Annotated in this window: 16 protein-coding genes; 10 read left to right on the forward strand and 6 right to left on the reverse strand. The window is 66.9% G+C overall.

The window, feature by feature from the left end; translation table 11 throughout:
* Window positions 1–68: 68 nt before the first annotated feature.
* From HNP46_RS09910 to HNP46_RS09925, 4 genes are all read left to right on the forward strand, one after another.
* Window positions 69–1253, forward strand: coding sequence for an acyl-CoA dehydrogenase family protein (locus tag HNP46_RS09910; RefSeq protein ID WP_184588296.1), 1185 nt, complete (start codon window positions 69–71; stop codon window positions 1251–1253).
* Window positions 1250–2368 (forward strand): sigma-54 interaction domain-containing protein, encoded by a 1119-nt coding sequence (locus HNP46_RS09915; RefSeq protein WP_184588298.1) that lies wholly within the window; start codon window positions 1250–1252, stop codon window positions 2366–2368. Before HNP46_RS09910 ends, HNP46_RS09915 begins: the two co-directional genes overlap by 4 nt.
* 124 nt (window positions 2369–2492) lie before the next feature.
* Window positions 2493–3665 (forward strand): 5-demethoxyubiquinol-8 5-hydroxylase UbiM, encoded by a 1173-nt coding sequence (gene ubiM, locus HNP46_RS09920; RefSeq protein ID WP_184588300.1) that lies wholly within the window; start codon window positions 2493–2495, stop codon window positions 3663–3665.
* 507 nt (window positions 3666–4172) lie between these two features.
* Entirely contained in the window at window positions 4173–4493 is a 321-nt protein-coding gene (locus HNP46_RS09925) for a DUF2025 family protein (RefSeq protein ID WP_184588302.1), read from the forward strand.
* Window positions 4494–4819: 326 nt separating this feature from the next.
* Here the strand turns inward: HNP46_RS09925 and HNP46_RS09930 are convergent, their stop codons facing one another.
* From HNP46_RS09930 to HNP46_RS09950, 5 genes are all read right to left on the reverse strand, one after another.
* Window positions 4820–6046, reverse strand: coding sequence for a c-type cytochrome (locus HNP46_RS09930; RefSeq protein WP_184588304.1), 1227 nt, complete (start codon window positions 6044–6046; stop codon window positions 4820–4822).
* Window positions 6043–7803 carry a GMC family oxidoreductase gene (locus HNP46_RS09935; protein ID WP_184588306.1) on the reverse strand — a complete coding sequence of 587 codons (1761 nt, stop codon included), beginning with the start codon at window positions 7801–7803 and terminating at the stop codon, window positions 6043–6045. Before HNP46_RS09935 ends, HNP46_RS09930 begins: the two co-directional genes overlap by 4 nt.
* Window positions 7804–7809: 6 nt before the next feature.
* Window positions 7810–8556: a gluconate 2-dehydrogenase subunit 3 family protein gene (locus tag HNP46_RS09940; RefSeq protein WP_184588308.1), complete on the reverse strand. Its 747-nt coding sequence runs from the start codon at window positions 8554–8556 to the stop codon at window positions 7810–7812.
* Between the two features lie 317 nt (window positions 8557–8873).
* A complete protein-coding gene (locus HNP46_RS09945; protein ID WP_184588310.1) occupies window positions 8874–9632 on the reverse strand; it encodes an anti-sigma factor family protein in 759 nt (252 codons plus the stop codon).
* Window positions 9629–10138, reverse strand: a complete 510-nt coding sequence (locus tag HNP46_RS09950; RefSeq protein ID WP_184588313.1) for a sigma-70 family RNA polymerase sigma factor — start codon at window positions 10136–10138, stop codon at window positions 9629–9631. The genes HNP46_RS09945 and HNP46_RS09950 overlap by 4 nt, the downstream gene beginning before the upstream one ends.
* Window positions 10139–10300: 162 nt before the next feature.
* Here HNP46_RS09950 and HNP46_RS09955 point away from each other — a divergent pair, with 162 nt between their 5' ends.
* The 6 genes from HNP46_RS09955 to HNP46_RS09980 all read left to right on the forward strand — a co-directional run bounded on the left by HNP46_RS09955 (window position 10301) and on the right by HNP46_RS09980 (window position 13949).
* The gene (locus HNP46_RS09955; protein ID WP_184588315.1) at window positions 10301–11347 is read left to right on the forward strand and encodes a catalase family peroxidase; all 1047 of its coding nucleotides are present in this window, start codon (window positions 10301–10303) and stop codon (window positions 11345–11347) included.
* Entirely contained in the window at window positions 11347–11907 is a 561-nt protein-coding gene (locus HNP46_RS09960) for a cytochrome b (protein ID WP_184588317.1), read from the forward strand. Before HNP46_RS09955 ends, HNP46_RS09960 begins: the two co-directional genes overlap by 1 nt.
* Window positions 11904–12146 (forward strand): DUF2790 domain-containing protein, encoded by a 243-nt coding sequence (locus HNP46_RS09965; RefSeq protein ID WP_184588320.1) that lies wholly within the window; start codon window positions 11904–11906, stop codon window positions 12144–12146. The genes HNP46_RS09960 and HNP46_RS09965 overlap by 4 nt, the downstream gene beginning before the upstream one ends.
* Before the next feature lie 188 nt (window positions 12147–12334).
* Window positions 12335–12616: a type II toxin-antitoxin system prevent-host-death family antitoxin gene (locus tag HNP46_RS09970; RefSeq protein ID WP_184588323.1), complete on the forward strand. Its 282-nt coding sequence runs from the start codon at window positions 12335–12337 to the stop codon at window positions 12614–12616.
* Between the two features lie 10 nt (window positions 12617–12626).
* Entirely contained in the window at window positions 12627–12911 is a 285-nt protein-coding gene (locus HNP46_RS09975; RefSeq protein ID WP_184588325.1) for a type II toxin-antitoxin system RelE family toxin, read from the forward strand.
* Window positions 12912–13028: 117 nt separating this feature from the next.
* Complete coding sequence (locus tag HNP46_RS09980) at window positions 13029–13949, forward strand: ADP-ribosylglycohydrolase family protein (RefSeq protein ID WP_184588327.1); 921 nt, start codon at window positions 13029–13031, stop codon at window positions 13947–13949.
* A 9-nt stretch (window positions 13950–13958) separates the two neighbouring features.
* Here the strand turns inward: HNP46_RS09980 and HNP46_RS09985 are convergent, their stop codons facing one another.
* Window positions 13959–14975, reverse strand: coding sequence for a sterol desaturase family protein (locus tag HNP46_RS09985; RefSeq protein WP_184588329.1), 1017 nt, complete (start codon window positions 14973–14975; stop codon window positions 13959–13961).
* Window positions 14976–15122: the final 147 nt, after the last annotated feature.

Below are 15122 nucleotides of genomic sequence, written 5' to 3' on the forward strand. Positions count from 1 at the left end.
GCACTCCACGCCCCGACTCGCCGGGCAGGAGCCCGGCGCGCCCGCAAAATTCAGAAGAGGAAGCGAGCGTGAACGCCAAGACGCGTCTCGACGCACAGACACCCGCGCAGATAGCCCGGCGCCTGGCCGCCGGTTTCGCCGAAACCGCCGCCGAGCGCGACATCCGTGGCGGCACGCCGAAGGCCGAGCGCGACGCGCTGCGCCAGAGCGGCCTGCTGTCGCTGATCATCCCCACCGAGTACGGTGGCCTCGGCGCCGACTGGAGCACCACGCTGGACATCGTCCGCCAGTTCGCCGTGGTCGACAGCTCCATCGCCCACGTGTTCGGCTTCCAGCACCTGATGCTGGCCACCGTGCGCCTGTTCTCCAGGCCCGAGCAGTGGCAGCCGTGGTTCGAGTTGACCGCGCGCAACCAATGGTTCTGGGGCAACGCGCTGAACCCGCTGGATACCCGCACCGTGTCGCGCACCTTCGCCGGCTGGCGCGAGTTCTCCGGGCGCAAGAGTTTCTGTTCCGGCGCGCTGGATTCGGAAATGCTCATCGCCTCGGCGCTGGACGGCGAGGGCGGCAAGTTGCTGATCGCCGCCATCCCCACCGCGCGCAGCGGCATCAGCCTGGCCCACGACTGGGACAACATGGGCCAGCGCCAGACCGACAGCGGCAGCGCCACCTTCGAGCGCGTGCGGGTGGAGGAGAGCGAGCTGCTGCTCGATCCGGGCCCGCTGAGCACGCCGTTCGCCTGCTTGCGTCCGCTGATTGCCCAACTGATCTTCACCCACGTCTTCCTCGGCATCGCCGAAGGTGCGTTCGAGGAGGCGCGGCAATACACGCTCAAGGAAGCCCGCCCGTGGTTCCGCGCCAACGTCGCCACGGTGGCCGAAGACCCCTACGTGCTCGGCCACTACGGCGAGTTCTGGGTCGGCCTGGAAAGCACCCGCCTGCTGGTGCGGCGTGCCGCGCAATTGCTCGACGACGCCTGGAGCAAGGGCGCCGCGCTGGACGCCGAGGAGCGTGGGCGACTGGCCGTAGCCATCGCCACCGCCAAGGTCGCGGCGACGCGCAACGGCCTGGAAATCTGCAACCGCCTGTTCGAGGTCACTGGCGCGCGCTCCACTCATGCTGCGCTGCGTATCGACCGCTACTGGCGCAACCTGCGCACCCAGACCCTGCACGACCCGGTGGACTACAAGGTCCGCGAGCTGGGCGACTGGGCGCTGAACCAGCAACTGCCGCAACCGACTTTCTACTCATGAACGCGACCACACCCGAGGGTCTGCTGACCCTGCCCAAGTCCCCCGCGCTGGCCACTTCCATCCGCGCCACTGCCCAGGTCTTCGAGGACCCGAAATCCCAGGCGCTGCTCGATCACCTGCAGCAGGTCGCGCCCAGCGAGGCCAGCGTGCTGATCATCGGCGAGACCGGCACCGGCAAGGAGCTGGTGGCGCGGCACATCCACAACCTCAGTGCGCGTCGCGGCGGGCCGTTTGTGGCGGTGAACTGCGGAGCCTTCTCCGAATCCCTGGTGGAGGCCGAACTGTTCGGCCACGAGAAGGGCGCCTTCACCGGCGCGCTGGCGGCCAAGGCCGGCTGGTTCGAGGAAGCCAATGGCGGCACGCTGTTCCTCGACGAGATCGGCGACCTGCCGATGCCGATCCAGGTCAAGCTGCTGCGCGTGCTGCAGGAGCGCGAAGTGGTGCGCCTGGGCTCGCGCAAGAGCATCCCGATCAACGTGCGGGTGCTGGCGGCCACCAACGTGCAACTGGAGAAGGCGATCAACGCCGGGCACTTCCGCGAGGACCTGTACTACCGGCTCAACGTCGTCAGCCTGGAGCTGTCGCCGCTGCGCGAGCGGCCCGGCGACATCCTCCCGTTGACCCGCCACTTCATCGCCGAATACAGCCGGCGCCTGGGCTACGGGCAGAGCCAGCTGAGCGCGGAAGCCGCGCAGAAGCTGCGCAGCTATTCCTGGCCGGGGAACATCCGCGAGCTGGAGAACGTCATCCACCACACCCTGCTGATCTGCCGCGACGGCGTGGTGCGTGCCGAAGACCTGCACCTGTCCAACCTGCGTATCGAACGCAGCGAGGAGCCACGGCTGGAGTCCCTGGGCGCCGAGCAGATTCTCCAGCAGGCCTTCCAGCGCTTGTTCGAGGAGCAGGGCGGCAACCTGCATGCACGGGTGGAGGATACGCTGCTGCGTGCGGCCTATCGCTTCTGCCACTGCAACCAGGTGCACACCGCCAACCTGCTGGGCCTGAGCCGCAACGTCACGCGTACCCGGCTGATCGAGATCGGCGAGCTGGTGGTGAACAAGCGCCGCGGCGCGACGGTGATCGATCCCGAGCGGGGAGTGCGTTTGTCCATCTAGGGTCTTCCGGCGGAAGCCCTCTATTTGGAGGTATTCGCCGCGGGCCACTGATCCACGGCAAGAAAACCGGCCAATGGCCGGCCTAGACTCCCGAACCGCCCATCCCAAGCGAAAGGAGTCACCCATGCACGTGGACATCGCCATCGTCGGCGCCGGCCCCGCCGGGCTTTGCCTGGCCCGCTCGCTGTCGGGCAACGGCCTGTCGATCCTGCTGATCGACCGTCAGCCGCTGGCCGCCGTGGCCGAGCCTGCCGAGGACGGCCGGGAGATCGCGCTGACTCACGCTTCGCGCGCCGAACTCCAGCGGCTGGGGATGTGGTCGCGGATCGATCCCGAGGAAGTCTCGCCGCTGCGCGATGCCCAGGTGCTCAATGGCCCCTCGCTGTTCACCCTGCGCATCGAGGCCGGGCAGGCCGGCGCCGAGCAGCTGGGGTACTTCGTTTCCAACCAGATGATCCGCCGCGCCGCCTTCGATGCAGTACACGAGTGTGCGGATGTCTCGCTGGTCTGCGGCCGTGCATTGCGAACCGTGCAGGTGCAGCCCGATGGCGTGTCGCTGACCCTGGACGACGACAGCCGCGTCCACGCACGCCTGCTGGTGGCGGCCGACAGTCGCTTCTCCGAGACTCGCCGCATGCTCGGTATCGGCGCGCACATGGAAGATTTCGGCAAGACCATGATGGTCTGCCGCATGGCCCACGAAAAACCGCACCACAACGTCGCCTGGGAATGGTTCGGCTACGGCCAGACCCTGGCGCTGCTGCCGATCAACGGCGAGCGCTCCTCGGTGGTGCTGACCCTGCCGCAGCGCGAGATGGCGCCGCTGCTGGAACTGGACGAAAACGCCTTCGCCCGCGAAATGGAACGCCGCTTCGACCGCCGCCTGGGTGGCATGCAGCTGCTCGGCCCGCGCCACAGTTATCCGCTGGTGGGCGTGTACTCGGACCGCTTTGTCGGCCCGCGCAGCGCGCTGATCGGCGATGCCGCCGTGGGCATGCACCCGGTGACCGCCCACGGTTTCAACTTCGGCCTGCAGAGTCAGCGCCGGCTGGCCAACGAAATCCTCGCGACCCATCGCCGCGGCGGCGATATCGGCGGCACCTGGCCGCTGCGCCGCTACGCCATGGCCCACCGCCTGGCGACCTGGCCGCTGTACCAGGCCACGCGGATGATCGTCGGCCTGTACACCGACCCGCGCCCGCCGGTGCGCCTGCTGCGCAACGCCGGCCTGCGCCTGGCGCAGAACCTGCCGCCGCTGCGATCCGCCATCGCCAGACACCTGACCCAGGGCGCCTGATCGCTGACGAGTATCCGTAGGGCGCATAACGCGGAACGGGTTATCCGCCAAAACGGCGGATAACGCCGCAGGCGTTATGCGCCCTACGGGGCTGCTTGGGCATCCACGGTCACTCCGTGTCGTGACCTGCGAACAATCGCGGACGGAGTCCGCTTCTACGGTGCCGGTCAACACGGCGCAAGACTGTTCGTAGGAGCGGACCTTGTCCGCGAAGTCTCGTGCGGCGTACGCCGTAGTGAGGCTGTACAGCCAAGCCGCCATGCCACCTGTAGGAGCGAGCTTGCTCGCGAACTGCGCAACGCCGAACTTCCCGGATGGCGGAGGCTGCGCGCGCTATGGCCATGGCTGGACGCCATTCCGTGATCGGGACTGCCGCCGCCGAGGGTGCGACAACCCGCCCCTGAGCAGCCGAGGACAAGGCTGTCAGAATCCGCCGTTCACCCGCTCACAGAAACGGGGACCTCCTGCGTGCGAATCCATAACAGGAAAAATCCAGGGGGCACCATCATGGCCATCACTTCCAGCGATATCTGCAACGCCGCCGACGGCCTGTCCGGCTTCGTCGGCTTCAACCTCAAGACCGGCAAGTACATCGTGCGTTTCAGCGAGGACTCCTTCGGCATGGACGTGGCCGAGGACAGCATCCGTCCGGCCTGCGAGTTCGTCTGGGCGCCGAAGAGCGGTGAGGTCATGACCCTCAGTCGCGAATGTCTGGAGATTCTCGTCGAGCAGAACATCCACGACCGCCTGAACCTGAGCGAGGCCCTGCTCACCTACCTGCGCCGCACCGACCTGCCGGAAATCGCCGCCGAGCGTCACCTGAAGTGAGGCTGCGCTTCAGGGATCGCAGGAGCCGACTCCGTCCGCGGCAGGTCCGCATCGCGCCGGGCCCATCGCGGACAGAGTCCGCTCCTACGTTCGTGGCTGCCTGCTGCGCCAGTTTCGTAGGGCGTATAACCCGGTACGGGTTATCCGCCGAGGCGGCGGATAACGCCATAGGCGTTATGCGCCCTACGCCCAGCAGAATCGCTGAACATCAGGATACGTAGGAGCGGACTCCGTCCGCGATCGATCCCCGTCCCCGCCGAACCGGCCGGTTGCACATCGCGGTCAGAGTCCGCTCCTACGATCCGTCTGGCATCGCCGCGCGGCCCTTACTTGGCCAGCTCCTTGCGCAGGTCCGCCACCTGGCCGGCGGTCACCGGTGCCGCCGCGTTGCCCCAGGTGTTGCGCACGTAGGTGAGGACGTTGGCGACCTTCTCGTCATCGAGGTTCCAGGCGAACGCCGGCATGGCCGGTGCGGTGGGCGCGGCGTCGGTGCCACCGGCGCGGCTGCCGGCCAGTACCACGCGGATCAGCGAGGTCGGGTCGTCGTTGTTCACCAGCGGTGCGGCGGCCAGGGTCGGGAACAGGTTCTTCACCCCGGCGCCGCTGCTGACGTGGCAGGCGGAGCAGCGGTCGGCGTAGATCGCCTTGCCCGCCACCATCGCCGCGTCGCTGGCGGCCACCGGCGTCGGAGCCGATTTCTCAGCCGCGCCATCCTTGAGGTACACCGCCACGGCCAACAGGTCTTCGTCGCTCCAGTGCTGGGTGGAATTCTCCACCGCTTCGGCCATGGGGCCGGAGGCGATGTCGAAGCGGTTGGCGCCGGTCTTCAGGTATTGCACCAGGTCCTCGGTGCTCCACTGGCCGATACCGCTGTGCGGGTTGGCGGTGATGTCCGGGGCGACCCAGCCCTGCAGGTTGGCGCCGGCGAGGAAGCGATCGTTGTCGTCGCCGCCGATCAGGTTCTTCGGCGTGTGGCAGGTGCCGCAATGGCCCAGGCCTTCCACCAGGTAGGCGCCGCGGTTCCACTGCGGCGACTTGTCCGGCGTGGGGACGAACTCGCCCTGGGTGAAGTTCAGCCAGTTCCAGCCGATCAGGCTGGTGCGCACGCTGAAGGGGAAGGGCAGTTGGTTGGTCTGCACCGGGTTGTGCACCGGCTCCAGGGTCTGCAGGTAGGACCAGAGCGCAAGGTTGTCCTCTCGGCGCACCTTGGTGTAGGCGGTGAAGGGCATGGCACCGTAGAGGCGCTTGCCGCCGCGGGAGTGTCCGCTGGACATCACCGCCTGGAAGTCGTCGAAACTCCAGCGACCCAGGCCGGTTTCCGCATCCGGCGTGATGTTGGCGCCCACCAGCTTGCCGAACGGTGTTTCGATGGCCACGCCACCGGCGAACGGCGCCTGGCCCGGCACTGTATGGCAGGCGGTGCAGTCACCGAGCACGGCCAGATAGCGGCCTTTTTCCACCAGGTTGTAGGAGTCCGCTCCGGTGCCCGCGCAGGCAGGCTGCAGGTTCAGGCCGAGCAGGGCGAGGGTGCCGAGGGAGAGAAGAGTCTTCATACGCTGATCATCTCCCCGGGGCGCTTGAGGTACAGCCGACGGATCGCATCGGCAGCCTTGAACGCCAGCGCGCCGACGGTGCCGGTGGGGTTGTAGCCGGGGTTCTGCGGGAAGGCCGAGGAGCCCACCACGAACAGGTTGGGCACGCCCCAGACCTGCAGGTGCTTGTTCACCGAGCTGTTCTTCGGGTTGGCACCCATGATGAAGCCGCCGACGATGTGCGAGGACTGGTACGAGGTGTTGGACCAGGGCCCCTTGCGCGGTGCCGGGACGATCTGCTGCGGGTTCATGCTGCGGGCGATCTCGGCGACCTTGTCGGTGCAGTACTGCGCCATGCGCAGGTCGTTCTCCGGGAAGTCGAAGGTAATGCGCAGCAGCGGCCGGCCGTGGGGGTCGTTGTAGTTCGGGTCCAGCGACAGGTAGTTGCCGCGGGTGGTGTAGCTGCTGGCTTCGCAGCCGATGGACATGTTGCTCAGATAGCTTTCCACCGTGGCCTTCTTCCACTGCGAACCCCAGGTCGGCGTGCCGGGAGGCGTGGGGCGCGAGTCGATGGGGGCGGCGCCGATGGGCGTCACGCGGGTGCTGCCGCCGCCGACGAAGCCCAGGCCGGAATGGTCGAAGTTGTCGTTGTTGAACTCGTCGATACCCATGCCGATGGCGCCGCCACCGATGAAGGGATTGAAGTTCCTGTCCTTGAAGAACAGCTTCACGCTGTTGGCCGTCTGGTAGGCGAAGTTGCGCCCGGTGGTGCCGGTATTGGCGATCGGGTTATAGGGCTCGCCCACGCCGGAGAGCAGCATCAGCCGCACGTTCTCGAAGATGAACGCGGCGACGACGATATCCGCCGGCTGTTCCCATTCCTCGCCGCTGGAGTCGACGTAGACGATGCCGGTGGCGCGCTGGCCGCTGCTGTCCAGCGTTACCTTGAGCACTTCGGAGTTGGTCCGCGCGCTGAAATTGGGCTTGCGGATCAGTGCCGGCATCACGTTGACGATGGCACTGGCCTTGGAATAGTTGGCGCAGCCGTAGTTGGTGCAGAAGCCGCAGAAGGTGCAGGGCCCCATGGTTACGCCCAACTGGTTGGTGTAGCCCTGGGAGGCCAGCGCCGAGGGCACCGGGAAAGGCTTGTAGCCCAGGTTGCGCGCGGCCTCGGCGAACAGCGTCGGGGCGTAGGTCTGCGCGGTGGGCGGGTTGGGGTATTCGCGCGAGCGGGCGCCTTCGAAGGGATTGCCGCCCTCGACGATGCTGCCGCCCAGGTTGCCGGCCTTGCCGGACACCCCGGCCAGGCGTTCGAAGGCGTCGTAGTGCGGCTCCATTTCTTCCCAGGTGGTGCCCCAGTCCTGCAGGGTCAGTTCTTCGGGGACTTCCTTGCCGTAGCGTTCCTTCAGGTGGCTGGCCAGGCGGAATTCCTCGGGCTGGAAGCGGAAGGTGATGCCGGCCCAGTGGTTGCCGGCGCCGCCGGTGCCGTTGCCGGGGTGGAACGAGCCCCAGGAACGCATCGGCAAGGCTGTTTCCGTTTCCTTGTTGCGCATCGTGCAGGTGTTCTGCCGGGTGCGCAGCATCAGTTCCTGGCGACGGTTGTAGCGCAGCTCGTCGGCGGCCGAGGCGAGGTTGAAGTCGGCGGCGGTATCGCGCCACGGCCCGCGTTCGAAGCCGATCACGTTGAGGCCGGCGTCGGCCAGTTCATGGGCGATGATGGAACCGGCCCAGCCGAGTCCGACGACCACCACATCGGTGGAAGGTAGTTTCTTGGCCATGTCTGGTTATCCCTTCCTGGTCCAGGCGGAGCTGCCGATGATGGAGAGCGGCACGAGGTCCAGCTTCTGGTTGTGCAGCGCGATGTAGTCGCGATAGTCGTAACGCGCGCCGGGGAAACCGAGCATCTTCCACGACACCATGTCGCGGTTGCCGCCATAGATCGGGTCGGCGAAGAAGCCTTCCATGGTGTTGTCCAGCACCTGCTGGAAGAACAGCTTGGCGTCGATGCCCTCCAGGGTGATGGCGCCTTTCTCCAGGTCGGTCAGTACCTGGTCGCGCTGCTCGCCGGGCAGCGCGCTGAAGTTCTTCTGGAACTGGCCCTGGCAGTACTTGCCCAGCGCGGCCAGGCCGATGCGGTAGCGCTCGCGCGGCACCAGCGGCGACTGGTCGGCCTGGGCCGGCGTGCCGGGAGTGAAGGGGCCGACCATGTACAGCCGGCCGAAGTCGCCGTAGTCACTGACCAGCTGGCGGTCGATGAACACCGCGCAACCGGCATCCTTGCCGCTGACGCTCAGCTCGTCGGCGGGAATCAGCTGCTCGACTATCGCTTCCACCTCGGTGGCTTCCTCGGCGGTGAAGAACTGCCAGCCAGGGCTGTCGTAGTGCAGCGGGCCGTTGTGGTCGAAGGGCAGCCATTTCGGCGTGCCGATCACGGTGGCGGCCTGGCTGCTGGCGGCGGCACCGACGGCCAGGGAGGCGGCGGAGGACTTCAGCAGCTGGCGCCGGGTGAAGCCCTTGGGGTGTTCGGTCATTTCGGCTCCTGAGGCAACACCCGTCCGCTCGTTGTCGAGGGGCATGGACGTGTCTTGCCAAGTCAGTTCACGGTGGTGTGCTCGCGCCAGGGGGCGAGCGAAGCGGGGGTGCGAACTCAGCCCGCGAAGGGGCTCCGGGCGGATCGGCCGGCCGGGATTGGTCCCAGGCCGTGGCGATTTCCGCGGTTCGTCTTTTCCACGCGCGTTTTTAGACTAGAGGCCGTAACAAAATGTTGCAGGTTTTTTCGCGGTAATTGTCTATTGCGATTTTCAGGAAAGTTCCCGTTCCAGACACATCCACCGGCTTTGGCTACGGATCAGAAACCCACCAGTTGCCCCACCGCCTGCGCCTGCGGATCGTCGCTGCGGGCGACGAGCGCGTAGTTGTAGCTGCCCTGGCTCCAGTAGCGCGCCAGCAGGTCGCCGTCGGTACGTTGCCCCGGCGGCAGCATCTCGTGGCGCGGGCCCGGCGGGCGGATGAAGAAGGTCAGGCGGCGGCCCTGGCCGTCTTCGTAGATCACCAGCGCCGCAGCGCCCTGCTCGGTGGCGAGCAGGCGCGCGCCGACGGTCTTCAGGCCGACCCGTTCCAGCGCGGGCGGCGGGGTGGCGCCCTTCAGGTAGCGCGCCAGCCAGCCATGCAGGTCGCCGCCGTCGCGCAGGTCCAGGCCGCTCTGGCTGGCATCGGCGAACAGGCGGTAAGCCTGCACCGCGTCCTGCATCGGCAGCATGCCGCGCAGCATCGCGTCGCCGCGCATCTGCCAGCCGCCCATGCCGCCTACGCCCAGGGCAATCAGCAAGGCCGCCGCCGTGGCCAGGCGTGAACGCCGGCGTTGCTGGACCTGCCGGCGGATCCGCGCCGGGTCGAGCTGCTCGGGCAGGGTTCCGCGCGCCTGGCCGGCGAAGGCCGCGCGCAGTTGCTGGGCGTCCTGGCGCCAGCCTTCCACGCGGCGGGCGTCGTCCGGGTGGGCGGCGAGCCAGGCTTCCACCCACTGGCGGCGTGCCGGCTCCAACTGGTCGTCGAGGTAGGCGTGCAGGTCCTGTTCCTGGGGAGTGCCGTCGGGAATGCGTTCGTTCATTTGAGTACCCGCAAGGAAGGAGTCGCCGCCTGTCCTTCGCTCAGCGCGCGCAGCGCCGTGCGGGCGCGCGACAGGCGGGACATGACGGTGCCCATGGGAATATCCAGTGCCGCGGCCACCTCGCGGTAGCTCAGGCCCTCGACGCTGACCAGCGTCAGCAGCGCGCGCTGCTCGGCGGGCAGGCGCTCGAAGGCCTCCAGCGTCGAGCGTGCGCTGACGATCTCTTCCGGCGATGCGCTCACCGCGCTGTCCGCGCCGAACAGGCTGAGGATGCGCGCATAGCGCCTGGCCCGGCGCTGCCCGTCGATGAACTGCCGGTAGAGGATCGAGAACAGCCAGGCGCGCAGATCGCCGTCGTCGCGACGGCCACCCCAGGCCGACAACGCCTTCTCCAGGGTGACCTGGACCAGGTCGTCGGCGCTGCTCGCGCTGCGGGTCAGCGACAGCGCGAAGCGCCGCAGCCGGGGCAGCAGTTCGCGCAGGGAATGGTCGTCCAGTGCTTGCATCGGCGTGCCAGGAATGGGTGGGTTCGAGCGAGAAAGACGAATGCCGCGGCGATCTATTCCCACCACGGGAAAAAATAATTTTCTCGCCGGGGGCGGGAATAACCCGTTGCACGGTGCGTCGTACCGGCTCAACGCATTCAGCCTAAGCCTGAGGAGCTGGAAATGACAGAAACACCGTCCACCGTACCCAACGTGCCCCTGCGCCTGGCCGCCATCGGCGCCGTGGTGCTCGGCGTGGCCGCCGTCTTCGCCTATGTGGCCGGCTGGCTCGACCCGCAGCGGCTGACTCCGGCCGGCGTCATCAACACCCTGGAACACAACGGCGGCGTCTATCCCGGCTACCGGCGCAACCACGCCAAGGGCCTGTGCGTCATCGGCCATTTCGACAGCAACGGCGGCGCGGCAGAGCTGTCCCGTGCCAGCCTGTTCTCCGTCGGCCGCGTGCCGGTGGTCGGGCGCCTCGCCATCCCCGGCGGCAACCCCAAGGCCAGCGATGGCGCCGCGCCGATCCGCAGCCTGGCCCTGCGCTTCCAGCCGGCCGACGGCCAGGAATGGCGCACCGGGATGAACGCCATGCCGGTCTTCGTGGTCCGTGACGTCGCCAGCTTCTACGCCCTGCAACAGGCCACCGCGCCGCAACCGGGCACCGGCAAACCCGACCCGGAGAAGGCCGGTGCCTTCTTCAAGGCGCACCCCGAGACCCAGGCCTTCCTCAAGTGGGCCAAATCCTCGACGCCTTCCTCCAGCTATGCCAACAGCGCCTACTACAGCCTCAACGCCTTCTACCTGGTGAACAAGGACGGCAAGCAGCAGCCGGTGCGCTGGTCCGTGCAGCCCGAGGCGCCGGTCGAACCGCTGGCCGCCGACAAACGCGGTGACGCCGACTTCCTCGCCGACGAACTGGCCCAGCGCATCGCCGCCGGACCGCTGCGCTGGCGCCTGCAGTTCACCCTCGGCGAAGCCGGCGACAGCACCGTCGATCCGACCCAGGCCTGGCCCGACAGCCGCCGCACCGTGGATGCCGGTGAACTGGTGATCGAACGCCTGCAGCCGGAAATCGGCGGCGACTGCCGCGACATCAACTACGACCCACTGATCCTTCCCGACGGCATCCGTGCCTCCGACGACCCGCTGCTCAGCGCGCGCTCGGCCGCCTACTCGGAATCCTTCAATCGCCGCACCCGTGAGCAGGCCCAGGAGACCCACTGATGAAACCGACCTACTTCCCGCTCTCCCTGCGCGTGCTGCACTGGCTCATGGCGGTGCTGGTCCTGGCCATGCTGCTGATCGGCCTGGGCATGGTCGCCAGCGTCTCCCCGCGCCACGCTGCCCTGGTCGCCATCCATAAACCCCTGGGCGCCGCGCTGCTGGTGCTGGTCCTGCTGCGCATCCTGGTACGCCTGACCCAGCGCATCCCCGCGCTGCCCAGCGACATGCCCGGCTGGCAACGCAGCGCCGCGCATCTCTCGCACCTGGCGCTCTACGGCCTGCTGCTGACCCAGCCGCTGGTGGGCTGGACCATGCAATCCGCCGGCGGCTACCCCGTGGTGCTCTGGGGCAGCGTCGAACTGCCCGCGCTGGTCTCGCCCTCGGTGCAACTGCACACCATCCTGCGCAGTGCCCACACGCTCATCGCCTACGCCTTGCTGGCCACCATCCTCCTGCACCTCGCCGCCGCGCTGTTCCACTGGCTCATCCGCCGCGACGAAGTCCTCCCGAGCATGACTGGCGCGCCCATGCCGCGTAACTCCAACGGAGAGCGGCCATGACCCGGCTGCTCGCCCTGGCTTTTCTCTTCACCTCCTGCGCGGCCCTCGCCGCGCAGGACGCACCACCGGCGCAGGACTACCACTACGGCCAGAAACTCGACATCAAGCGCGTGGTGCAACAGCCGGATCTGGGGTTCTGCGGGATTCGCGAGGTGGAGATGACCTACGAGGACAGCGCCGGGCAGCGGCACAGGTTGCGGTACCCGGTGTGGGGGCAGGGGTGTGGGAATGAAAATTGAAATAGGTTATGCGTCGAATAGTCCGTATTGTCTTACGTATATTGATGCGTAATACTTCCTGGGTGGTAAGCCTTTCCTGCCGAACCACCGCACACATCTGACCCTCACCCAGGCTCCCTTGTTACGACGAGGCTGCCGCCACTTCCGGATGTGTTAAATCCACGGCGAACATTTGAGGCATCTGCGAAATGAGTGCACTCCTAAACCGGGCTGATCAGGCAGTGTCCGCTACCGCCATGGTTCGTAATTTCGGCGCACGACTGAAGGAAGTCAGCAGTGGGGAAGTCACCCACCTGGTGATCTTCAAGGACAACGAGCCGGCTGCGGTGCTGGTGGGCGTCGAGGCCTACCAGGCGCTGCAGGACGAGCTCGAAGACCTGCGCGCCGAAAGACTGGCCATCGAGCGCCTGTCCACCCTGGATGAAAAAACCACCGTGAGTCTCGAGGACATGGAGGCTCGCTTCAGCTAGGCGCCACGCCATGAAATGGAGCGTTCGGTTTCACCCGGAGGTCGAAAATGATCTCAGGCTGCTGGGAAGTGCTGAAGCAACGCGCGTGCTGAAGGTCATCCGCCAGCGAATCGCCGAGGGCGAACCTGACAAGATCGGCAAGCCGCTGCGCGGTGCCCTGGCGGGCCTTCGCAGAATTCGGACAGGGGACGTGCGGATCGTCTACCGAATCAATGGCACCGAGATTGTGCTGATCCTTTGCATCGGAGCCCGGCGCGACGATGAGGTCCATATCGCTGCAACCAATCGAGTCTGATTTCGCCCCCGCGGCGGCGGGATGTTTCATGCGGATTACCCAGGTCATTGGCCCCCGCCAACGGTCATTCTCCGTATGATGGCTGCCCAGGACACCACTCTGCACCGGAGGCAGCTTTTGAACGCCCCACTCGATCTCTCAGACCGCTACGCCGGCTGCCTGCTCGGCCTGGCCTGCGGTGATGCCGTCGGCACCACCCTCGAATTCACCCAGCGCGCGAGCCTCACGCCGATCAGCGACATGGTCGGCGGTGGCCCATTCGCCCTCAAGCCGGGCCAGTGGACCGACGACACTTCCATGGCCCTGTGCCTGGGAGAGAGCCTGCTCACCTGCAATGGCTTCGACGCCAGGGATCAGATGGCGCGCTACCTGAACTGGTGGCAGTGGGGGTACTGGAGTGCGACCGGGGAGTGCTTCGACATCGGCATGACTGTCCGCCAGGCGCTGAGCAGCTTCCAGGAAACCGGCGAACCCTTCGCCGGCTCAACCGATCCCGCCACGGCCGGCAATGGCTCGATCATGCGCCTGGCGCCGGTCGTGCTGTACTACTACCCAGACCAGCGCGAGGTCGCGGCAGCCGCGGCGCAAAGTTCACGCACCACCCATGGCGCGGCGGAGGCGGTCGAGTCCTGCCAATTGCTGGCGCAGGTGCTGGCCAACGCCCTGGCTGGCCAATCCAAGAATGAGCTGCTGACCCTCACGCCGGAGCGTTACAGCGAGCCCGCCATCCGCGAACTCGCCGCCGGTAGCTTCCGCGACAAGCGTCGGGAAGAGGTGCGTGGCACCGGCTACTGCATTGCTTCGCTGGAAGCATCGCTCTGGTGCTTCTGGTCCACCGACAGCTACGCCGCCGCCGTGCTGGAGGCCGCCAATCTGGGTGAGGATGCCGACACAACCGCGGCCATCACTGGCCAGATCGCCGGCGCCTATTACGGCAAGCAGGGCATTCCCGCACACTGGCTGGAGCGGCTGCATCAGCGAGGCGATATCGAGGAGATGGCCATGGCCTTGCTCAGGGCCGCGCAAGCTCGGGCCTAGTGCCCGGCCTCACTGGGAGTGCTGAGCCCTGGGGCGCGCCAGCCACAGCTTGCGGCCCGTTTCCAGGAAGGGCGTGGCGACCAGACTCCACAACGACGAATACTTCCCATCGTCATGCTCCCCGGCGCCGAACTGGATCGGTTCCGGCGTGCGCTGGGTGACGTAGAGCGTGCCGAACATCCAGTCCCACAGCGACAGGTTGATGCCGAAGTTCCTGTTGAAGTGCCGGGGTGCGTCGCTGTGGTGAATCTGATGCTGGGCTGGGCTGTTGATCACGTGCTCGATCAGCGGGCCGAAGGATAGCCACACGTGGCTGTGGCGCAGGTTGGTGGCCAGCACATCGAAGATAAAGATCAGGTAGGTCACGCCGAACAGCGTATAGGCGCTGATCTGCCCGCCGCAGAGGTACCAGAAGATGCCCGCGTACGCGCCCAGGAGGAGGGTGCCGGCCAGTTGCGCCGCCAGTTTTTCCACGAAATGCACGCGGCTGGCGGTGATCGGCGTCAGTACCATGGCCGAGTGATGCACCTTGTGGAACGCCCACAGCCAGCGTGAGTGGAAGGCGCGGTGCACCCAGTAGTTCTTGAAGTCGCTGACCAGGAACACCCCCAGCCCATAGAGCAACGACAGGCCGAGGTTCTCGCCCATCCGCGGCCGTGCGCCCCACAGGTTGGTGAAGAAGGTGATGTAGTCGCCCGAGCGCAGGATGTACGGATCGACCAGCCCGACGATGGGCACCAGCAACGCCACATTGAGGATGCCGCGCAGCAGGTAGTAGCGGTAGTCCAGCAGTGCCGAGCGATGCAGGTTCACCCGGCTGCCACCGATGAATTGCCAGAACGACGCCGCCTGGGTCTGCCCGCGTCGCCGGCGGAAGCGGAACAGGGCGTAGGCGACCGCATAGGAGCACAGCAGGAACACCGCGCCGACGCGGCCGCTGAAGTCGAAGAGGCCGGAGAGTTGGGTGGTGACGGGGTCGATCACCCACTCGGAGATTTGGCTGTGGAGACGCGAGAGGTCAGGCATGGGCGCTGGCGCCGGAAGTCAGGGGTACGACTCATGGATAGGCTTGTACGTCGCGTGATCGTCCACGGCGCCGAGGCGCTGGCGACTCTTACGACGTCACGAGTTGGCCCAGCATGGGACGTGGGGGATCCTGCTGTCAAAGTTCAG

It is taken from the genome of Pseudomonas nitroreducens (genome assembly GCF_014204515.1).
GTDB classification, from domain to species: Bacteria; Pseudomonadota; Gammaproteobacteria; order Pseudomonadales; family Pseudomonadaceae; genus Pseudomonas; species Pseudomonas nitritireducens_A.